Source organism: Methanobrevibacter sp. TLL-48-HuF1 (genome assembly GCF_023617305.1).
Classification (GTDB): Archaea; Methanobacteriota; Methanobacteria; order Methanobacteriales; family Methanobacteriaceae; genus Methanocatella; species Methanocatella intestini.
In genome coordinates, this window is the sequence record NZ_CP081485.1 from 1,391,132 (window position 1) to 1,411,457 (window position 20,326).

Below are 20,326 nucleotides of genomic sequence, written 5' to 3' on the forward strand. Positions count from 1 at the left end.
GAATTCACAATTCTCTTAACTTTTTCTTTTTTTACATATATCCTTATTTAGTTTAAATTTCATATTATAATTCATGTCATTAACTGAAGATATTCTTAGGCGTGATGAGGAATTGTTTTTCAGTGATTTGGATATAACTTCTAAAAGTTCAGATAATAATTCTGAAACGAAATTAATCGCCGACTTTACTGAGTATAATCCTTTACATAATGGTCATTTTCATTGCATGAAAGTTGCAAAGTCACAAGTTCCAGATGCATTATTTGTAGCTATTGTTCCAGGACTATTTGAGCGGAGTGGACGAGGTATTCCATATATATTGCCACGTGAAATTAGAGCAAAAATAGCTATTTCAGTAGGTGCAGATGTTGTTGTTGAAGGTCCGCCTATGGGAATTATGGGTTCCGGCCAGTATTCTCTGTCATTGGCTAAAATGTTTAAAGCTTTAAACACAGATTATATTCCAAGAGGTTATAAGGAAGTTCCAAATTTTGATTTAATAATGGACAGAATATCTGAAGGTCATTGGATAGCTCCAAAACCTTATAAAATAATTGATAAAACAGTTAACGAAGTTCTCCTAAGAGATAAGCTTGAAGAGGATAATTATGTCATAGCTTCCTTTTCAAATTCTTTAAGTAAAATCAACTTTGATTATGAAAATAAGTTTATTTTTGTAAAACGGATTGGAGGCGTAAGCGGAACTTTAATCAGGCGCTCTATTGCTGAAAATAATTTTGATAAGGTTAAGGACATGATGCCTGATAAAACAATTGAAGTTTTAAAACATGAAATAGCTAATGATAATCTGATTTATAATGTTAGGGATGAAGAAGCTATTTTAAATACTGTAAATACTTTTGATTTTGATGATTTGGCTGGTTTAAACATGTTTAATGAAAGATTGGCTAATACTATTTTTAATAATTCTCCTTTTGATAATGTTGAAGAGGTTCAAAAAGTTATTGGAAGAGGTTTTTCAACACATTTTAGTGAAAGAATACTCAGTATTCTGGAAATTCCCATTTCCAAAAAAGTAATTTCAGAATATATTGAAAATTATCCTGCAAAAATTAGGGTGCTGGATTATAAGAATGGTGAAGTTTTAGAAAAATTTAGAAAAAAAGTAAATAATGAAATTGAATTATTTCATTAAATTACCTATTAATTCTCCAGGGTCTTGAAGACCAAATACAGCATCTAAAAATGTAGGATAGCTATTAGTTAAGAAGAATAAGTATACAATGTAGAATAATACAATTATAATAGCTATTATTAATATGATAGTTAATATAATATCTACAATTCCGAAAGGTTCTTTTTCATCTTCATATCTGATGTTATGAATAGGTTTTTTGGATTTTTTAGGTTGTTCTCTGCGGATGTTTAATTGATCACGTATTTGTCTGTCTAATTCTTGTTCTTCTTCATAACTTCTATGTGGTTGTCTTATTTGAGGTTCTTGTTGGTAGTAATTTTGTTGTTGTGCATACATTTGGTTTTCATTAGCTTGCGGATTGTATGCTTGTCTTTCCATTTGTTGAGGAACATAAGCAGGTTCTTCAATTATTTGCTGATTATATTCTTTTTCTGTTGGTTGTGGTGTTTGTGGAACATATGGTTTTTTAGTTAATGAACCGTATTCTTCTTCATCTTTAGCTAATTGTTCTTCTAAAGGAACTTCTGTTTCATCAAAGTACAAGTCATCCAAATATCTTTCGTATTTTTCCTCTAAAGCTTGTCTTGCGCTTGTTTCTTCAGGCTCGTAAGTATGGTCCGGATAAATGTAATCTTGAGGTGCTTGTTGTTGTGGTGCTATTTGTTCTTGCGGATAGTAATCAAATTCGTTTTGAGCACTTTGTGGTTGTTGTCTTAATGTTTGTTGTTGATTTTCAATAATGTTTTGACCCATACTTTGATCTTGATTTATATTATTAGATGGTTCTAAGTAAGGTGCGCTTTCTTTTCTAAAGTATGATTCTGGTGTTTCATTAACTTCTTTAGAATAGCTCATTCCTTTTATATTATATGGGGAATCATCTGCAATAGGTTTATTAAATACTTCTTCTTTAGGATAATAATCTTGTTGCGGTGAAGTATTATAAACAGAAGATTCTTCTTGCAAATCTCCTGCATAAATATTTTCATTACTTTGATCTAAATTACTGCTTAAATCACTGGCAAAAATAGCTTTTTCTTCTTTTGGAGGCTGGTAAATAGATTCATCATAAACTTGAGGTTCTTCTTTTTTACCAAGCCTTACAGGTTCTGATTTTTTTTCAACATTTTGGCTAGCTATATTTTGTGTTTCTTTTTGTTCATTAGTTTTATTATTTAATCCAATTCCTACAATTTTTTCCAAACATTCTTTACAATACATTTTGCCGGCAATTTCTAAACTGCATTCTTCACATACAGATTTTCCACAGATGGCACAAGTATTAACACCTTCTTTGTTTGGATGATAGTAACATTCCATAAATATACACTCTCTAATTTTGTATTTAATAAATCAAGAAATTATTTATAAAATATATTTATATTTTTTGTTTATATAAAAGTTCCTATTATATAGTTAAAATGTTTAATAGGCCATTATAAATTGAGTTTTTAAATAAGTGAATGGTTTTTTTATTCTTTTTTTGTTGTTTCAAGAATTTTTTCTACAACAATTTCAGATGCTATTAAATCATCAGCTGTTGATAAAAAACTTTCAAGTGAATTATTGTCTAAGTTGTATTCAATTGTGTCATTTTTCAACTTTGAATCTAAAAATCCAATATTGTCAACTTCTAAAGATTCATAAACAGTTTCAGCAATCTTTGAATTTTTGTATTTAAGTTGCAGTTTTCCTTTTATTTTCATCTCTAAAATTTATGTTTTTTAAACTATTTAATATTTTTAAGTATTTTTTACTTAATCGTAACATTTATCTACTTTGCTATTATAAATAATTATATTTAATTTATTAATTTCTATAATTACTGTATTATTTTAATACTTTTTGTTGAATATTATTTAATGTTTAATATTTCTTTTGTAATAGTTTGGATTATATAACGAAATAAATTGCTTTTTATTCAACAGTGGTTATATTGGCAGGTGAAATAAATGTTGTCTGAAACATGGTCATTGATTGTTAATCAAAGTGATTTTTTTACTAATTTAATGATTCAGCATTTGGAAATTTCTTTAATTTCGGTTATTTTAGCAATAATACTTGGATTGGGTTTGGGTATTTTTATAAGTGAGTATCCGAAAAATAAATGGATTTTAGCAATTGTTAATCTTATTTATACAATTCCGTCAATAGCATTATTCGGATTTTTAATTCCAGTTTCAGGAGTAGGTAATACCAGTGCAGTTATAGCTTTAACTATTTATGGATTATTGCCTATGGTTAGAAATACATATACTGGGATTCGAACTATTGATGGTAAGATTATTGAAGCTGCAAAAGGAATGGGCAGTACTGATCTTCAAATCTTATTAAAAATTAAATTGCCATTGGCTTTGCCACATATTATGTCTGCAATTCGTAACATGTCTGTTATGACAATTGCTTTAGCAGGTATTGCATCATTTATTGGTGCCGGAGGTTTGGGGGTAGCTATTTACAGAGGTATCACTACAAATAACATGCCTTTGATTGTTGCAGGAAGTGTACTGATTTCTGTTTTAGCAATAGGTATTGATTTGATATTGGGATACTTTGAAAAAATATCTGCACCTGGTGCAAAAAGACCTAAATTCTTCAAATATTTCAAAAATAAAAAAGTGCTTGCTTGCATAGTTATTATTTGCATTCTTCTTGGAGGATATATTGCACATGAGGAAAATCCTGCAAACACAATTCATATTGCAAGTAAGGCATATACTGAAGAATACATTACTGGAGAGCTTTTAAAACAAGTTATTGAAGCACACACGGATTTAAATGTAGAACTTACTTCTGGAGTAGCTGGAGGATCAGGTACAATTCATAGTGGTATGGAATCAGGGGATTTTGATTTATATCCTGAATATACTGGAGTAGCTTGGTTAAGTATTTTACATAAAAACAGCACATATAATGAAACTCAATTTAATGAGTTGAATTCATATTATGAAGATAATTATAATATGACGTGGTATAATAAGTACGGTTTTGAAGATACTTATGGAATAGGAGTTACAAAAGAAGTTGCAGATAAATATAACTTAACAACTTACTCTGATTTGGCTAAAGTTTCTAATCAATTATCTTTCGGAGCGGAATCTGATTTTTATGCACGTGAAGACGGTTATGATGCAATCTGTGATGCTTATGGGTTGAACTTTAAAGATACAATGGATTTGGATGTAAGTCTTAAATATGATGCAGTTAAACAGGGTCAGGTTGATGTAATTGACATTTATACAACTGACGGGCGTTTGGAAAACTCCAATATTGTAGTTTTGGAAGATGATAAGAATTTCTATCCTTCATACTATGGAGGAACAGTAATAAATCAACAAACTTTAATAGATCATCCGGAAGTAGCTGATGCACTTGATTATTTAACTGGTAATGTTTCAACAGAGGACATGAAACATATGAATTATGAAGTTGATGTTGAAGGAAAAGACCCTTCAGATGTAGCTCATGACTTTTTAGTAAGTAAACATTTGATATGAGGTGATTATATGAGTTCAATCATTGAATTTAAAAATATAGGTAAACATTATCGCGATAGTGATTTTTCAATAGACAATTTCAATTTAAATGTTGAAAAAGGGGATTTTGTTACAATGATTGGTAGTTCAGGATGTGGAAAGACTACAGTTTTAAAAATGATTAATGGATTAATCACCCCTGATGAAGGCAGTATCATTGTAAATGGAATGGATGTTTCTAAATCAGACCGTGTTAAGTTAAGGAGAAAAATTGGATATGCAATTCAGGGAACAATGCTGTTTCCCCATTTAAATGTTAAGGAAAACATTGCTTATGTTCCTAATTTGATTCATGAAAAAGATAGTGAAAAAATCGACGAAGCCATTTATAAATGGTTGAATATTGTTGGACTGGATTCATCTATTTTAAACAGATATCCTCATGAACTCTCTGGAGGTCAGCAGCAAAGAGTAGGTATTGCAAGAGCACTTGCAGCATCACCAGCTATTTTATTGATGGATGAGCCATTTAGTGCTGTTGATGAGATAACAAGAACACAATTACAAAAGGAAATGAAAGAAATCCATGAAAAAACCAAAATTACAGTAATGTTTGTTACTCATGATATTCGGGAAGCATTATATTTGGCAGATAAAGTGTTGGTTATGCAGGATGGAATTATTCATCAGTTTGATACTCCAGATGAGGTGTTAAATCATCCTGCAACTCCTTTTGTTGAAAAATTATTGGAAAGAACAAAATTTATTTTAAATAAATAATTTTTCTAATTTTTCAAATAGGATAACATTTATTAATAACTAAGTTTAAATATTTAAGTATTCTATATATTTATTATATATAATTTTTACATAGCTATTTAGAGATACACTATAAATTTTATTATAGATAGCTATTTTTTAATCAAACATATTTTCAGATGTTTGTATTATTTTCGGAGGAATTATAATGGTTCGTGCTTATACAAGAAGAGATTATATTAGAAAAACCCCAAATTCAAGAATTGTTCAATATGATATGGGTAATTTAACTGACGAGTTTCCAGTTTCAGTAAGTTTAGCTGTAAAAAAACCTGCTCAAATTAGACACAACTCTTTAGAAGCAGCAAGGATTGCTTCTAACAGACTTATGCAAAGAAAAGCCGGAAGATTAGGTTACCACTTAAAATTAAGAACTTACCCTCACCAAATTGTAAGGGAAAATCCTATGGCTACTGGTGCAGGAGCAGATAGGGTTCAAAGTGGTATGAGAAATGCATTTGGTAAACCAATCAGTGTTGAAGCTATTGTTAAAGCGGGTCAAAGAATTATTACTATTGACACCAACAAGAAAAACTTTGAAGATGCTAAATTAGCATTAAAAAGAGCAGGAATGAAATTGCCAGTTTCCTGCAGAATTGTTGTTGACAAAGGCGAAGAATTAGTTTTATAAATTTAACTAATTTTTACTTACTCTTTTTTTTAATTTTTTTCAATCATTTTTTTACAGTTTCTTTTGATTAAATATTTAAGTGTTGAAATTTATACATTAAATATAATATTGGATATGTTTTTTATTTATTGAGAACATATTGTCAATGTATTGATATTAATTCATTTTAAAACCAAAGAGGTTATAATTCATGTATGTTGTAAAATTTGAGGATTTAGGCAAATCTGATATTGGAATTGCAGGGGGAAAAGGAGCTAACTTGGGAGAATTGACTCAAGCAGGTATTCCTGTTCCACCTGGTTTTGTAGTAACTGCCGAAACTTATGGAAAATTCATGGAAGATGCTGGAATTAACGGTAAAGTATTGGATATTCTTGCTAAAACAGATATAAACAATACTAAAGAACTTCAAGCTGCTGCTGAAGAGATTAAATCTATTATCATTGAAACTCCGGTTCCAGAAGACATGTCTACTTTAATTATTGAAGCTTATAATCAACTTTGTCAGAGAGTTGGTGAAGAAGATACTGATGTAGCTATTCGTTCTTCAGCTACTGCAGAAGATTTACCTGATGCTTCATTTGCAGGTCAGCAAGATACTTTTTTACATGTTTCTGGTAGTGAGGATGTAATTGATTACATAAGGAAATGTTGGGCATCTTTATTTGAAGCAAGAGCTATTTTTTACAGGGAAGAAAACGGTTTTGATCACTCAAAAGTGTACATTGCTGTTGTTGTTCAAAAAATGGCTATTGCAGATAAGGCAGGCGTAATGTTTACTGTAAACCCATCTACCGGTGAAGAAATAGCTTTAATTGAAGGATCATGGGGTCTTGGTGAAGCTGTTGTATCCGGCGATGTAACTCCTGATAATTATGTTGTAGACAAAAGCAATGACGAAGTTATTGGTGTTACTATAAGTGATAAAAAATTAATGTATGTAAAAGACGAAGACGGAACTAGTGTAAGGGTAGATGTTCCAGAGGATAAAAGAAACGAAAGAGTTTTATCTGATGAAGAGCTTGTTGAGTTAACTGAAATGGGTAAAAGGATTCAGGCTCATTATGGTGAACCAATGGATACTGAATGGGCTTTTGAAAAAGGTAATTTATTCTTATTACAGGCAAGACCAATTACTACTTTAGGTGATGACAATGGTGCAGCTAGTGAAGATTCTGCTGTTGGTGATAAAAATGTCATTGTTAAAGGTCTTGGAGCAAGTCCAGGTACAGCTTCCGGTAAAGTCAAAATCATTTTAGACATTGATGAACTGGATAAAATTAAAGACGGCGACATTATGGTTACAACTATGACCACTCCTGATATGGTTCCGGCTATGAGAAGAGCTAGCGGAATTATTACTGATGAAGGTGGAGTAACCTGCCATGCATCTATTATTTCCCGTGAACTTGGAATTCCTTGTGTTGTAGGAACAGGTTCAGCTACAACTACTTTAGAAGAAAATGTTGGAGTTACTTTAGATGGTAAAAAAGGTTTAGTTTATGAAGGAATCCATGAAAGTAAAGAAGAAGCAGCTCCAACAGCAGCTAATGTTGAAGCAGCTCCAATTATAACGGTTACTGAAGTAAAAGCTAATGTAAGTATGCCTGAAGCAGCTCAAAGAGCAGCAGCTACTGGTGCAGATGGTGTAGGATTACTTAGAACTGAACATTTAATGTTAACTGCAGGTATTCATCCTGGAAAATTCATTGCTGATGGAAGGGAAAATGAATTAATTGACACTATTGCAGAAAATGTAATGGTTGTAGCAGATGCATTTTATCCAAAACCAGTATGGTACAGAACTTTAGATGCACCAACTGATGAATTCATCACTTTAAAAGGTGGAGAAAACGAACCTGAAGAACACAATCCGATGTTAGGTTGGAGGGGAATCAGAAGGGAACTTGACCAACCTGAAATTCTTAAATGCGAATTCAAAGCTATTAAAAAACTTTATGATAAAGGTTATACTAATTTAGGAATTATGATTCCATTATCACAAAGTCCTGCTGAACTTAAACAGGCAAAAGAACTTTGTGCTAGTGTAGGTTTAATCCCTCATAAAGACATTGACTTTGGTATGATGGTGGAAATACCTGCAGCAGCTTTAACTATTGAAGATTACCTTGAAATTGGTGTTGATTTCGTAAGTTTAGGAACTAATGATTTAACACAATATACTCTTGCAGTAGACCGAAACAATGAATTTGTTGCAAAACATTATACTGAAGAACACCCTGCTGTAATGAAATTAATTGAAAGAACAATTAAAAAATGTGTTGAAGCGGGTGTTACTTGCAGTATCTGTGGTCAGGCAGGCAGTGTACCTCATATTGTTGAAAAACTTGTAGGATATGGAATTACCAGTGTATCCTCAAATGCAGATGCTGTAGCTGAAGTTAGAAAAACTGTAGCTAGGGCTGAGAAAAAAATTATTCTTGATGCTGCCCGTAAATCTCAAGAATAAATTTTATTTCTTTTTTTATTTTTTTTTAAAATATCACCTTATAAGGTTGTACTATGGAAGATAAACCAATATCCAAAAAAGACATACTTGAAGGATTGGATGAAATTCAATCAAAAGACCATAAATATAGTGACGGTAGAATATTAGGTTCTATGTGCACAGAAGCACATCCATTTGCTAAAGAAGTTTATTGTAAATTTTTAGACTCTAATTTGGGAGATCCGGGTCTTTTCAAAGGAACAAAATACATTGAAGATGAAGTTATAAACTCTATTGGTGAATTGTTGTCGATTAGTAAACCTTATGGTAATATTGTAACTGGTGGAACTGAAGCTAATATAATGGCTATGAGAGCAGCAAGAAATCATGCTAGAAAATATAAAGGAATTAAAAATGGAGAAATTATAATTCCGGATTCTGCTCATTTTTCATTTAAAAAAGCTGCCGATATGATGAATTTAAAAATTATTGAAGCTAAATTAGATGAAAACTACAAGATAGATGTTGAATCAGTTAAGGAAAATATTTCTGATAAAACTGTAGCTATTGTAGCTATTGCAGGAACAACCGAATTAGGTTTGGTTGATCCTATTGAGGAATTGTCTAAAATAGCTTATGAAAATAATATTTATTTCCATGTTGATGCTGCATTTGGAGGTTTTTCAATACCTTTTTTAAAAAAAATAGGTTATGAATTTCCGCCTTTTGATTTTTCATTACCTGGGGTCTGTTCTATTACTGTTGATCCTCATAAAATGGGTTTAGCACCAATTCCTGCAGGCGGAATTTTATTTAGAAAAAAAGAGTATTTGGAAGTAATGGCTGTTGATTCCCCATATCTGACTGTTAAAACACAATCAACAATTGTCGGAACTCGTTCTGGAGCAGCTTCTGCAGCTACTTATGCTATTATGAAATATCTTGGAAATGAAGGCTATGAAAAACTGGCCGGAAACCTGATGGATAATACTCATTATTTTAAAGAAGGATTGGAAAAGATAGGTTATGATGTTGTTGTAGAACCTGAATTAAATATTGTAGCATTTAACCATCCGAATATGGAAGCGCATGATTTGGCAGATAAATTGGAAAATTTAGGATGGAGAGTTTCAGTAGCTAAATGTCCTGTAGCTATTCGTGTGGTTTTAATGAATCATATTACTAAGCAGCATTTAACTGATTTATTAAATGATTTGGCAGAAATTTATTAATTATTTTATTTTCACTCTTTTTTTACAATTCAATTAACTATAAATATATATTATGCATAATTAGTTAACAACGGAGGTTTGTTAATTATGTGTACTGCTGCAAATTATTTAACAAAATGCCATTATTTTGGCCGTAATTTTGACTATGAAATTTCATATAATGAAAGAGTAACTATAACTCCAAGAAACTATCCTTTAATATTTCGGGATACTGAAGACATTGAAAATCATTATGGGATTATTGGCATAGCTGCAGGTATTGATGAATATCCTTTGTATTATGATGCATGTAATGAGAAAGGATTAGCTATGGGTGGATTAAACTTTCCAGATTATTGTGACTACAAGCCATTAAATGAGTCTAAAGTTAACATAGCTTCTTTTGAAATTATTCCATATATATTATCCCAATCAAAAACAATAAATGATGCCAAAAGATTATTGGTTGATTTAAATATTTCAAATGAGAAATTTTCAACTCAATTGCCTCCATCTCCACTTCATTGGATTATTTCAGATAGAAATGCTTCAATTGTTGTAGAGGTTGTAAAGGAAGGATTGAATGTTTATGATAATCCTGTAGGGGTTTTAACAAACAATCCTCCTTTTGATAAACAGCTGTTTAATTTAAATAATTATATGGCATTATCCAATAAGGCACCTGAAAATACATTTGGAGGAAATTTGGATTTGGCTATTTATAGTAGGGGAATGGGTTCAATTGGTCTTCCGGGTGATGTTTCTTCACAGTCCCGTTTTGTAAAAGCTTCTTTTGTTAAGGAGAATTCTGTTTCAGGAGACTCTGAAAAAGAAAGTGTGTCTCAGTTTTTCCATATCCTTGCATCTGTAGAACAGCAGAAAGGATGCACATTGGTGGAAGAACCTGATAAATTTGAATATACTATTTATTCAGATTGTTATAATACAGATAAAGGAATATTGTATTATAAAACATATGATGGTCCTCAGACATCTGTTAATATGTATGATGAGAATTTAGAAACTGATCAATTGATTAATTTTGAGTTAATTGATTAAAAAAAATAGTTTGTGGGTGTTGTAGATACAACACCTGCAATAATTTAATGGATGTCCTCTACATACATTAAAGGATAATTCAACTCCTCAATAAACTCTATTCTTATTGTAGCCTGTACATCCTTTACTTTTGTATATATTTTAACATCAAGCATATCTCCAGTTAAAGAGGTGTAGTCAAAATCGCTCATTGATTCTTCCAGTTTGTCAAATCTAATTTTAACATCAACATCTTCAATAGCTGGCTGTAATTTTAATGATTCTTCCATACTTGTTTCTAAACTTTTTTTAGAACTTTTATTTACAGGAGTTCCAACAAATTGGTGAAATAATGCTCCCATACTTATTGCACCTTCAAATATTGCTCTTTCTCTTGAGGTTATATTTGAAAAGTATTTTTCATCAACATCCATCTTTTACATTCCTCCGTTTAGCCATAATATTTTTTCATAAATTATATTGGAATCTATTGGGAAAACATAGAAATAGAATAATATTGCTGATATAATTAACACTGCAGCTAATATGTAAATTCTATTGTCTTTAGGATAGAAATAACTAAATATTAATCCTATAACTAAAAATGCAGTAGCTATTATTAATGCATATGATTCATGAGGATTGTTTTGAATTATTTCATCATTTATCGGACCGACTTTGCTTAACTCACCTTCAATAATTAATCTGTGGGCAGTAGATCCAATTGGGTCACAGGTAATCAGATATATGTGAGTTCCATTACTTTGAGCATTGATGCGTGCAGTTGGTTCAACTATAGTCTTGTTTATGACGGTATAGTTTACTTCCCCTATTCTCGGCCATTCTAAGGTAATTATGTCTCCGTTATTTAATTCATTAAGTCTTAAGAATGGTGATCCCTGAAGAGTTCTGTGCCCAGATAGTATAACATCTCCATATGTTGGCGTAAATGATTTTGTATCGTGCATAACACCTTGTGAAAGAGATACATTATTTATTTTCTCTTCAATTCCAATAGTTGGTATATTTATAACAGGTGAATCTATATTTTTCTCAACAGCTATTTTTGATGAGAAATAGTTAACTTCTCCCGCAGCATATAATCCTAATATGATTATACAAATTATAACAACTAAAGTTGTAATTTTTGGTTTATTCATGTTATCAACTTTTTATTTTTTTAGTTTAAAATATTTTACCTATTTTTTATAAGTTGAATTTATTTCATTAACCATCCATGCAGGAGCACTTGTTGTTGGAATTGTTAATATGATTTGATCCATATTATCTAATAAGAAATTAACTTTGTCTTGTGGTGTTTCAACAAGCAGCATATATTGGGCATCTAAATCTCCAAGATTAATTTGTCTTTCATAATTAGATAATTTTATACCATAATTCTGCAATAGCTCTGCAGTCTGTTTTTCATTGTATCCGTTTATTATTGAACCTTTTAAAAGTTCCAAAACATTTGATTTAAAAGTTTGTGTGTTTTCATTTGGATTTGTGTTATTTCCTTGGACAATTGTATCTGCTTTTGAGTATTCGCTGTCAATCTCTCCATTTTCTTCACATCTCATTATTGAAATCACAGTACATCCTTTTATATCTGGACTGGTTTGGTTATTTGGTGTTCCATTGTCTGTATAGTTTGAACTAGTATAAATATCAACAATACTTCCTACATTTACAAGCCCTGCTCCTGCCTGAAGTCTTGAAACTAAAATAGGTACTGATACCGTATTCGGTTTTTTAAATTTAATTTTAGAGAGAACTTCTGCATTATTCTCATCAACAATAGTTAAAGCTTCACTGGCAGGTATTATGGCATTTTTGGTATTGTTGTCAGTATAGGTCACCATAGTTCTATTATATGGGTCTAAATTTGCATTTATGGACTTTTTATGAAATGCTTTCCAGTCTTTAGTAGCAGGTAACAATATATTTATGGATTCTACCTCATTTTTGCTTTTTGCATTGTTAATTTCATTTTCCAATATCATAGCTTCACTTGAACTTGTTAGAGCACCAGTATACAGATTATGAAGTTCATTAAGCTTTGTTGTTTTTGCTAAATTCAGTTCTTCTTGGGAGGGTTCATAAATTAAGAAATAATAAGCAGATATTACCAAAGTTAAGATAATTAAAGTTGTAATTATCATACCTATTTTTTTCTTTTCTTCATTTTCAATTATATTTTCCGGTTTTGGACCAATATATTTTCCTAATTTCTGATTAAATGATTTTAATATTTTTAAATCATTGTCTTCTGTTTTTTTGGGTTTTAGTCGTGGAATCTGACGGTTTTTAAGGTTATCTATATCCTCAAATCCTTGGGGATATAATGGATCTCTTGGTTTTTGGTCAATCATTAATTTATACCTCTACTTTTATTTAAAAAAGTAGATGGGTAATTTAATTAATTTTAATTAAATTAATTAACAGGTAATATAAGGAAAATATCAATAGTATTAATGCAGGTATGTTTATGCCAAAGAGTGTTAGACTTATTGGAAGTATAATTAACACAATTAACACTACAGAAACTCCAATAATAATTAAATTATCAAATTTGGGATATGTAACATTACTAATCATCAATAAAGACACTATAATCATTAATATTAAAGCAAGATAAATATTGAATAATCCGCTTAAATAGAATGTAGCTAATATAATGGCTATTCCGGGGATTGGAAATCCTATAAAGTCATGTGTTTGAATGTGGTCTGCTATTGCATTGTATCTGGTTAATCTTAAGATACCACAAGCTACAATTAATAAGCTAATGATTGTTGGAATTATTGAAAGATTATGGGGTATTGTGCTGCTAATTGTATAGAGAAATACTGCAGGTGCTGCACCAAATGATATGGCGTCTGAAAGGGAGTCTATATTTTGTCCAAATTTTAATGCATCATTTCTATTAATTTTCCTAGCTACCCAGCCATCTACAGAGTCAAACATGATGGCTATTATCATTAAAATAGCTGATGACTCAAAATTATGATTTATCGCAAAAAGGATTGAGATAAATCCACATATCATGTTCATTAGTGATATTCCATCGGATATTGCAAAAAAACTTTGAATCTTTGTACTTTCTAATTTCATGTAAAACTCCATTGATACTTTTTAACTCATTTATTATTAATTTTTTCTTGTTTTACTCATTATTTTTTCTTGTATCTTTATTTAATGATTGAATAATGGTATTTTTAGTGAAATAAACTAATTTATATGAGTTTTAAAAATTTATTTATTTCTTGAATTAATTTTTGATTTTAATTATTGTTATGCTTTATGCTAATTGTTGTGGTTAAAGTTATATTTTTAAAGATAAAATATATATAATAATAATGGGTAATTATTAATTGTTAAACTTTAATAAATTCAATTACTTTGTTGTAATTTATTTAAAGTTGAAGTAAAATATTAATATAATGCGAGTAGTTAAATGATAGAAGATATACAAGCACTTAGACAAGCTGCACGGTTAACACCGGATAATGAAAACCAAGATGAAAAAGTTTGGTGTATAGCTGCAGGAAATGTTAATTTGATAGATGACATAGCCTATAAAGCGATTGCTTCTAAGCATTCTGTAAAAATTCTATTTAGAGAACATGTTATATTAACAGATAAAAGATTAAATAAAAAATTTGATTTTATCATGTTGTATGGTAATTCAGGCAAAATTAATCAATTTAAAAGACTTTGTAATCAGAAGGGTGGGGCTTTTATACAAGTAACTCGCCATTATTTAACTGAAGAACCTAACTTGATGGTTTTAGTCGCTCCTGATGATATGATTAAAAATCTTGTTTATGTTCTTGAGAAATCAAAGGTTTCATTTGCGATTTTACAGGAATCTCAAACTACAGGTTTCATTGATGTTGATATAAATTCCAATGTTAAACTACCAAATTTTATTAAATCTGCTTTAAAGCCATTATATAATATAAGCGATGTTGTATTATCAACAGTTTTGATTTCAGTTGAAAAAGATGAAGATGTTGAAAAAGTCCAGAGTATAGCTACATCTAATAGGATATTTGTCATTGATTTTAAAGATATTGTAACGGAGGATTAGTCATGAATATTTTTGGAAATGAAGAAGAGGAACCACAAGCTAATGATACCAGAATCATTAGTAACAGTTTGGGAATAGATTTAGGAACTTTAAACACGGTAATTGCAAAACCATCTGGAGACAAATTTGATTTATATCAAATTCCATCAGTTGTCGCTGTTAAAAAGGATGATCCGTCTGAAGTTTTAGCAGTTGGGGAAGAAGCTAAAAAAATGCTTGGTAGGACTCCTGAAGATATTCTTGCTGTAAGGCCTTTGAAAAAAGGAGTTATTGAAAACGTAGCTCAAGCACAAGCTTTACTTATTAAAGCTATGCAAATTGGTATAGAAGAAGGAGAAAGTGTTGGAAGAATTGTTATAGGTATTCCAGGAGATTCTTCTGAAGTGGAAAAAAATGCAGCTGAAGAAATTGGTAGAAAAGCTGGAGCAGAAAACATTCTTGTAATTAGTGAAGGATTGGCAGCAGCTATTGGTGCTGGTTTACCTATTGCAGAACCAAATGGAACTATGGTTATTGATATTGGTGCAGGTTCAACTGATATTGTTATTATTTCTCTCGGTGGTATTAACGATATTGAAACAGTTAGGTGTGGTGGAGATGATGTTGATAACAGAATCGTTGAATTAGTTGCAGAAAAATACGATGTAGCTATTGGTATTCATGATGCAGAAGCTGCAAAAATAGAAGTTGGTATGATTCATTGCAGTGAACAACTTGAAAATTTAAGTGTTGAAGTTATTGGTAAATCATTAGAAACCAACAGGCCTAAAAAAGTTGTTATTGATTCAATGTTAGTTGCTGATGCTGTAGAACCATTTATGCAAGAAATTGTAGATGGTTTAAATGTGATTTTAGAAAGATTATCTCCTGAATTAATGATGGGAGTTTATAATAATGCAGTAGCAGTTGGAGGAAGTTCAAGACTTCGTGGATTAAAAGAAAGAGTTTTCGATGAAATATCTATTCCTATTGAAGTTTCTGATGATCCTATGACTGTTGTAGCAAAAGGTACAGCTATTGTTGCTGCAGAACCTCTTGCATTAGAACCTGAAGTTCGTCTTAGAGCTATGAAATAATTTTTTTAATTATTTCTTTTTTTTAAACTTTTTTTGCTGATTTTTATGGATGTATTAGGAATTGATGAAGCTGGTAGGGGATCTGTTTTAGGGCCATTAGTTATTGCAGGAGTTATTGTCCCTGAAAAAATGGATAAAGTTTTAGAAAGAATGGGTGTAAAGGACTCTAAGCGATTGACTCCTAATAGAAGAACAATTCTGTCTCGTAAATTAAAAAAAATGTTCGAATATGATTTGGTAGTAATTTCTGCTCAAGACATTGATAATATGAGGGCAGAGGGAATTAATCTTAATGAAATTGAAAGAATTGGGATGGAGAAAATTCTTTCTAATTTAAATTCTGAAAAAGCTATTGTTGATGCAGTTGATATTAAAGCAGAACGTTTTCAAAACAAGCTTGCAAATGACACAGGAGTGAATGTTGTAGCTGAACATAAAGCGGATGATAATTATATTGAAGTTAGTGCTGCTTCTATCATAGCTAAACAAGAAAGGGATTCACATATAAATGAAATCAATAAAGATTATATTAAAATAGGTGGAATTGGTTCGGGCTATCCTTCTGATCCCACCACTAAAAAATTTTTAACTAATTTTACATATGATGAAATGCCTGATTTTGTTAGGAAATCATGGGCAACTGTTGAGAAAATGAAAAATTCTCAATAGCTATTTTTTTAAAAACTATTAAGTATATGGTTAAATAAATTATTTTTATAAAAATATTATATTGAGGATAAAAATGATAGTTGAATATCTGACTCAATTTTTCGAAAATATCATGGAGATACTTACTCAGGGGGGAATTATTACTTATATAATTCTTTTTATTGGTATTTATGGTCTTCTTGTTTCATTAAGAAAAATTGTGTATCTTAAGAAAATTAGTAAGGTAGATACAACTGAAATTTTAGGTATTGTTTCTGCTTCTATGGAAAGAGGAGGAGCAGTTGAAGCATTAAAACAAATTAATTCTTTTAAAAATCCTATTTCTAAAATTATTTCTGAAACTTTAAAAATCGGTTATAAAAACAAAATTGAAGTTGAAGAAAGTATGGAACAAATTTTCATTGTTGAAGTAAGTAAAATGACTAAAGGATTAAATTCAATTAAAACAATTATTGAATTGGCTCCATTTTTAGGTTTAATCGGTACTGTAATTGGTATCTGGATGACCTTTAAAGCATTAGGAGTTAATCCTAATTCTGCAGCTATGGCAGAAGGTATTTATATAGCTTTAACAACAACTATTGTAGGTTTGCTTGTAGCTATTATTATGTTACCGATTCATACTTATATTCAAGGTTTAGTTGAAAATGAAATGGATAAAATTGAATTGGCTACTAAAATGACTAATTGGGGTTATGCAGTAGTTAAAATAAGAGTTGAAGCTAATGTTGAATGTGCATTAGAAGCTCTTCAAGAAGCCGAAGGTGTTGTTAATACTAGACTAATTTCTGATCCTTATGCAAACATTAAGGTTTCATTTAAACCTAGTATGTTAGATAAAAGTATTTCAAATATTATATTGGAAAAGTGCAATGTTAATGCTGAAATAATTGAAAGTAAATTGAGACAATAAGTGATTTTATGAGAATTGATGTTAAATCATATAAAGAGAAGGTTCTTAACAGGAAACCGTCTATTAACTTAGTTCCACTTATAGATATTTTATTTACAATTATGATTTTCTTGGTTGTGACAAGTAATTTCTCAGCATCAGATATGTCTGCTGATGATGCATCTTCTACTGACTCAGGAACAGGCAAACCAAATGTAACTGATGTTTCTGGAGATGCTGAATATTATGTTGTGCCTGTAGCTAATTTGCATAAAGTTGTTGTTGATGGTAAAGACATGTCTGATTTAATATCGCAAAATGCTATTGGTGTTAAAGCTAATGTTATCGATGAGGGACAAATACAAATAAAACCTGGAGAGATTATTATAACTACTCCGGCAGGTGTGTCTCCTGAAGATGCTGTTAGAAGTCCAAATACTACTTAAGAGGTTGAAAAATGTATACGGGGAGAATTTTATCTATTGGTATGAATTGTGATGGTAAACCTTTTGTGGCATATAGAGTATCTAGTAGGTCATTTCCTAATAGGCAATGTTTAAAATTTGATAATAGAGCATCTATCGTGCCAAAGGAAGGTTTTGAAAAAGATATTTTTGAAAATACTTACATTACATATAATTGTATACGCATTGTAAAAGATATGGCTATTGTATCTAATGGTTCACATACAGATGTAATAGCTGATAAAATAGCTTTGGGGATGAATATTAAAGATGCAATAGCTTATTCATTGCTTACTTTGGATTATGAGAAAGATGATTATCATACTCCACGTATTGCAGGAGTTGTTACATCTACAAATAAAAAGGATGATTATGTCTGCTATGTGGGAATAGCTAATGATGAAAAATTATTGGTTGACAAAATCCCATATGGCGAAGCTGTATTTATTTCCACATATGGAAGTCAGTTCTATGATTCAGTAGATTTTGATGCAAAAACAGCTGAAGATGCTGCAAAATTTATTTTTGACGGAGGTATTTTTGTCAATTATAAAAAAGCAGTAACTGCAGGTGCAGCTGTTTTTGATGGGGAATGGAATATAGGCAATTTCAATCCTTAATTTTTTATTTTTTTTAAGATGATTAATATGTCAATAGAATTAATTGGTTTAGACAATATTCCATTAGTTGAACCTAATGATGATATTTGTCAAATAATTAAAGATGCAATTGAAAAACAGGGTTGTTTATTAAAACATGGGGATATTATTTTAATAGCTGAAACTTTAATTTCAAAAGCAGAAGGAAATGTTATCAAGTTAGGAGATATAATTCCATCTGAAGAATCCATAATTATTGCTAAACAGTCTAAAAAAGATTCTAAATTGGTTGAAGCCATTATAAATGAATCCCGGGAAGTGGTTGCTGTTGGTCCTGATTTCATTATTACTGAAACTAAACAGGGTTTTGTCTGTGCAAATTCAGGTATTGATGAGTCTAATGTTGATAAAGGGCTAGCTACTCCCATGCCTGAAGATGCTGATAAGTCTGCAAGACAAATCAGAGAATTTTTGGAAAATGAATTTGATGAGGAAATTGCAGTTTTAATTACTGATACTCAGGGAAGAGCATTTAGAAATGGTGCTGTTGGTGTGGCTATTGGATGCTCTGGAATTAATCCGTTATGGAAACGGGCTGGTGAAAAGGATTTATATGGTCGTGAACTTCAGACTAGTGAAGTAGCTACTGGTGATGAACTTGCTGCAGCAGCATCTCTTGTTATGGGTCAGGCTGATGAAGGTCTTCCTGTTGTTATTATTCGCGGATTTGATAATTTTGATAAGCTAAGAGATACTGATACTGGAATCAATCCGTTGCTCAGACCAAAAGAATTTGATGTATTTAGAAATTAATCTGGAGACTAACTTAAAATGATTACTGTATTATCTGGGGGAACTGGCACTCCAAAATTGTTGCAAGGTTTAAAAGAAGTTATTAATCCTAAAGACATGACTATTATTGTCAATACTTTAGAAAATGAATACTTTTCAGGTGTTTATGTATCAGCAGACATTGACACTGTGTTATACACTATGGCAGACATGATTAATGAAGAGTTCTGGTATGGTGTTAAAAATGATACATTTATCACTCATGAAAGGCTTGATGAATTAGGCACTCCAGAGTTGCTTAGAATAGGGGATATTGATAGAGCTACTAAAATACAAAAGACTCTGTTGATGGAAAATCATTCACTTGCTGAAGCTGTTGATATTCAGGCAAGCAATATGCATATAAGTTCTAAAATTTTGCCTATGAGTAATGAAAATTCAGATATTAAAATCATTACAGATATGGGGGAACTGGAATTTCATGACTTTTTAATAAAACATCAGAGCAAACCTGAAGTTTTGGATGTCAGATTTTCCAAAGTAACTCCTGCAAAAGGAATTATTGAAGTTATTAATAATTCAGATGCAGTTATTATTGGCCCGTCTAATCCGATAACTTCAATATCTCCAATATTATCTTTAGATGGAGTTAAGGAAGCTTTAAAAAATACCCATGTAATAGCAGTTTCTCCAATTATAGGTACTGATTCTGTAAGCGGTCCCGCCAGTAAATTTATGAATGCGCTTGGAATTGAAGTTTCATCAGTAGGTGTAGCTTCTTTATATGAAAGTTTTTTAGATACAATAGTTATTGATAAAAAAGATAATAATTTAAAGGATGATTTAGAAAAAATTGTTAGTGAAGTAATTGTTACAAATACAATTATGAAAACTTTAGATGATAAGAAAAAATTAGCTAAAATAATATTAAATGATATTTCTTAGAGAAATGGTGGCT

Annotated in this window: 21 protein-coding genes; 15 read left to right on the forward strand and 6 right to left on the reverse strand. The window is 30.7% G+C overall.

What is annotated here, in order from left to right; genetic code table 11:
- Nucleotides 1-73: 73 nt before the first annotated feature.
- Nucleotides 74-1,156: a nucleotidyltransferase family protein gene (locus tag K4897_RS06505; protein WP_250415749.1), complete on the forward strand. Its 1,083-nt coding sequence runs from the start codon at nt 74-76 to the stop codon at nt 1,154-1,156.
- Here K4897_RS06505 and K4897_RS06510 read toward each other — a convergent pair.
- Nucleotides 1,145-2,479 (reverse strand): ATPase, encoded by a 1,335-nt coding sequence (locus K4897_RS06510; protein ID WP_019264885.1) that lies wholly within the window; start codon nt 2,477-2,479, stop codon nt 1,145-1,147. The genes K4897_RS06505 and K4897_RS06510 overlap by 12 nt on opposite strands.
- 152 nt (nt 2,480-2,631) lie before the next feature.
- Nucleotides 2,632-2,865, reverse strand: a complete 234-nt coding sequence (locus K4897_RS06515) for a KEOPS complex subunit Pcc1 (protein WP_004032943.1) — start codon at nt 2,863-2,865, stop codon at nt 2,632-2,634.
- 246 nt (nt 2,866-3,111) lie between these two features.
- On the opposite strand from K4897_RS06515, the gene K4897_RS06520 reads away from it, so the two are divergent.
- The 6 genes from K4897_RS06520 (at nt 3,112) to bsh (ending at nt 10,804) form a co-directional block, all read left to right on the forward strand.
- On the forward strand, nt 3,112-4,656 hold the full coding sequence (locus K4897_RS06520) for a glycine betaine ABC transporter substrate-binding protein (protein WP_250415751.1): 1,545 nt from the start codon (nt 3,112-3,114) through the stop codon (nt 4,654-4,656).
- 9 nt (nt 4,657-4,665) lie between these two features.
- Nucleotides 4,666-5,415, forward strand: a complete 750-nt coding sequence (locus tag K4897_RS06525; RefSeq protein ID WP_250415753.1) for an ABC transporter ATP-binding protein — start codon at nt 4,666-4,668, stop codon at nt 5,413-5,415.
- Nucleotides 5,416-5,602: 187 nt separating this feature from the next.
- A complete protein-coding gene (rplJ, locus tag K4897_RS06530) occupies nt 5,603-6,085 on the forward strand; it encodes a 50S ribosomal protein L16 (protein WP_004032946.1) in 483 nt (160 codons plus the stop codon).
- A 190-nt stretch (nt 6,086-6,275) separates the two neighbouring features.
- Nucleotides 6,276-8,555 (forward strand): phosphoenolpyruvate synthase, encoded by a 2,280-nt coding sequence (gene ppsA / locus K4897_RS06535; RefSeq protein WP_250415754.1) that lies wholly within the window; start codon nt 6,276-6,278, stop codon nt 8,553-8,555.
- Between the two features lie 53 nt (nt 8,556-8,608).
- On the forward strand, nt 8,609-9,766 hold the full coding sequence (gene mfnA / locus K4897_RS06540) for a tyrosine decarboxylase MfnA (RefSeq protein WP_250415756.1): 1,158 nt from the start codon (nt 8,609-8,611) through the stop codon (nt 9,764-9,766).
- Between the two features lie 87 nt (nt 9,767-9,853).
- Nucleotides 9,854-10,804: a choloylglycine hydrolase gene (bsh, locus tag K4897_RS06545; protein ID WP_250415758.1), complete on the forward strand. Its 951-nt coding sequence runs from the start codon at nt 9,854-9,856 to the stop codon at nt 10,802-10,804.
- Between the two features lie 44 nt (nt 10,805-10,848).
- On the opposite strand, the gene K4897_RS06550 is transcribed toward bsh, so the two are convergent.
- The 4 genes from K4897_RS06550 to K4897_RS06565 are packed head-to-tail and all read right to left on the reverse strand — an operon-like array spanning nt 10,849 to nt 13,897.
- Complete coding sequence (locus K4897_RS06550) at nt 10,849-11,217, reverse strand: dihydroneopterin aldolase family protein (protein WP_019264880.1); 369 nt, start codon at nt 11,215-11,217, stop codon at nt 10,849-10,851.
- Nucleotides 11,218-11,220: 3 nt separating this feature from the next.
- Nucleotides 11,221-11,943 (reverse strand): class E sortase, encoded by a 723-nt coding sequence (locus K4897_RS06555; RefSeq protein WP_250415760.1) that lies wholly within the window; start codon nt 11,941-11,943, stop codon nt 11,221-11,223.
- A 39-nt stretch (nt 11,944-11,982) separates the two neighbouring features.
- Nucleotides 11,983-13,155, reverse strand: coding sequence for a hypothetical protein (locus K4897_RS06560; protein ID WP_250415762.1), 1,173 nt, complete (start codon nt 13,153-13,155; stop codon nt 11,983-11,985).
- A gap of 43 nt (nt 13,156-13,198) precedes the next feature.
- Nucleotides 13,199-13,897: an archaetidylserine synthase gene (locus K4897_RS06565; RefSeq protein ID WP_019264877.1), complete on the reverse strand. Its 699-nt coding sequence runs from the start codon at nt 13,895-13,897 to the stop codon at nt 13,199-13,201.
- A gap of 343 nt (nt 13,898-14,240) precedes the next feature.
- Between K4897_RS06565 and K4897_RS06570 the strand changes: the two genes are divergently transcribed.
- From K4897_RS06570 to cofD, 8 genes are all read left to right on the forward strand, one after another.
- Complete coding sequence (locus K4897_RS06570) at nt 14,241-14,876, forward strand: hypothetical protein (RefSeq protein WP_019264876.1); 636 nt, start codon at nt 14,241-14,243, stop codon at nt 14,874-14,876.
- Between the two features lie 2 nt (nt 14,877-14,878).
- The gene (locus K4897_RS06575; protein ID WP_019264875.1) at nt 14,879-15,952 is read left to right on the forward strand and encodes a rod shape-determining protein; all 1,074 of its coding nucleotides are present in this window, start codon (nt 14,879-14,881) and stop codon (nt 15,950-15,952) included.
- Between the two features lie 45 nt (nt 15,953-15,997).
- Nucleotides 15,998-16,621 (forward strand): ribonuclease HII, encoded by a 624-nt coding sequence (gene rnhB, locus K4897_RS06580; RefSeq protein ID WP_250415764.1) that lies wholly within the window; start codon nt 15,998-16,000, stop codon nt 16,619-16,621.
- A 73-nt stretch (nt 16,622-16,694) separates the two neighbouring features.
- On the forward strand, nt 16,695-17,534 hold the full coding sequence (locus K4897_RS06585) for a MotA/TolQ/ExbB proton channel family protein (protein WP_019264873.1): 840 nt from the start codon (nt 16,695-16,697) through the stop codon (nt 17,532-17,534).
- An 8-nt stretch (nt 17,535-17,542) separates the two neighbouring features.
- Nucleotides 17,543-17,959, forward strand: a complete 417-nt coding sequence (locus K4897_RS06590; RefSeq protein ID WP_019264872.1) for a biopolymer transporter ExbD — start codon at nt 17,543-17,545, stop codon at nt 17,957-17,959.
- An 11-nt stretch (nt 17,960-17,970) separates the two neighbouring features.
- A complete protein-coding gene (locus K4897_RS06595) occupies nt 17,971-18,597 on the forward strand; it encodes an IMP cyclohydrolase (protein ID WP_019266677.1) in 627 nt (208 codons plus the stop codon).
- Nucleotides 18,598-18,615: 18 nt separating this feature from the next.
- Nucleotides 18,616-19,389 carry a coenzyme F420-0:L-glutamate ligase gene (locus K4897_RS06600; protein WP_019264870.1) on the forward strand — a complete coding sequence of 258 codons (774 nt, stop codon included), beginning with the start codon at nt 18,616-18,618 and terminating at the stop codon, nt 19,387-19,389.
- Nucleotides 19,390-19,407: 18 nt separating this feature from the next.
- Nucleotides 19,408-20,313, forward strand: coding sequence for a 2-phospho-L-lactate transferase (gene cofD / locus K4897_RS06605; RefSeq protein ID WP_250415765.1), 906 nt, complete (start codon nt 19,408-19,410; stop codon nt 20,311-20,313).
- Nucleotides 20,314-20,326: the final 13 nt, after the last annotated feature.

Bases quoted from the DNA above. Each gene is read 5' to 3' on its own strand.
- K4897_RS06505 (WP_250415749.1), top strand. From the start codon at position 74: ATGTCATTAACTGAAGATATTCTTAGGCGTGATGAGGAATTGTTTTTC.
- K4897_RS06510 (WP_019264885.1), bottom strand. From the start codon at position 2,479: ATGGAATGTTACTATCATCCAAACAAAGAAGGTGTTAATACTTGTGCC.
- K4897_RS06515 (WP_004032943.1), bottom strand. From the start codon at position 2,865: ATGAAAATAAAAGGAAAACTGCAACTTAAATACAAAAATTCAAAGATT.
- K4897_RS06520 (WP_250415751.1), top strand. From the start codon at position 3,112: ATGTTGTCTGAAACATGGTCATTGATTGTTAATCAAAGTGATTTTTTT.
- K4897_RS06525 (WP_250415753.1), top strand. From the start codon at position 4,666: ATGAGTTCAATCATTGAATTTAAAAATATAGGTAAACATTATCGCGAT.
- rplJ (WP_004032946.1), top strand. From the start codon at position 5,603: ATGGTTCGTGCTTATACAAGAAGAGATTATATTAGAAAAACCCCAAAT.
- ppsA (WP_250415754.1), top strand. From the start codon at position 6,276: ATGTATGTTGTAAAATTTGAGGATTTAGGCAAATCTGATATTGGAATT.
- mfnA (WP_250415756.1), top strand. From the start codon at position 8,609: ATGGAAGATAAACCAATATCCAAAAAAGACATACTTGAAGGATTGGAT.
- bsh (WP_250415758.1), top strand. From the start codon at position 9,854: ATGTGTACTGCTGCAAATTATTTAACAAAATGCCATTATTTTGGCCGT.
- K4897_RS06550 (WP_019264880.1), bottom strand. From the start codon at position 11,217: ATGGATGTTGATGAAAAATACTTTTCAAATATAACCTCAAGAGAAAGA.
- K4897_RS06555 (WP_250415760.1), bottom strand. From the start codon at position 11,943: ATGAATAAACCAAAAATTACAACTTTAGTTGTTATAATTTGTATAATC.
- K4897_RS06560 (WP_250415762.1), bottom strand. From the start codon at position 13,155: ATGATTGACCAAAAACCAAGAGATCCATTATATCCCCAAGGATTTGAG.
- K4897_RS06565 (WP_019264877.1), bottom strand. From the start codon at position 13,897: ATGAAATTAGAAAGTACAAAGATTCAAAGTTTTTTTGCAATATCCGAT.
- K4897_RS06570 (WP_019264876.1), top strand. From the start codon at position 14,241: ATGATAGAAGATATACAAGCACTTAGACAAGCTGCACGGTTAACACCG.
- K4897_RS06575 (WP_019264875.1), top strand. From the start codon at position 14,879: ATGAATATTTTTGGAAATGAAGAAGAGGAACCACAAGCTAATGATACC.
- rnhB (WP_250415764.1), top strand. From the start codon at position 15,998: ATGGATGTATTAGGAATTGATGAAGCTGGTAGGGGATCTGTTTTAGGG.
- K4897_RS06585 (WP_019264873.1), top strand. From the start codon at position 16,695: ATGATAGTTGAATATCTGACTCAATTTTTCGAAAATATCATGGAGATA.
- K4897_RS06590 (WP_019264872.1), top strand. From the start codon at position 17,543: ATGAGAATTGATGTTAAATCATATAAAGAGAAGGTTCTTAACAGGAAA.
- K4897_RS06595 (WP_019266677.1), top strand. From the start codon at position 17,971: ATGTATACGGGGAGAATTTTATCTATTGGTATGAATTGTGATGGTAAA.
- K4897_RS06600 (WP_019264870.1), top strand. From the start codon at position 18,616: ATGATTAATATGTCAATAGAATTAATTGGTTTAGACAATATTCCATTA.
- cofD (WP_250415765.1), top strand. From the start codon at position 19,408: ATGATTACTGTATTATCTGGGGGAACTGGCACTCCAAAATTGTTGCAA.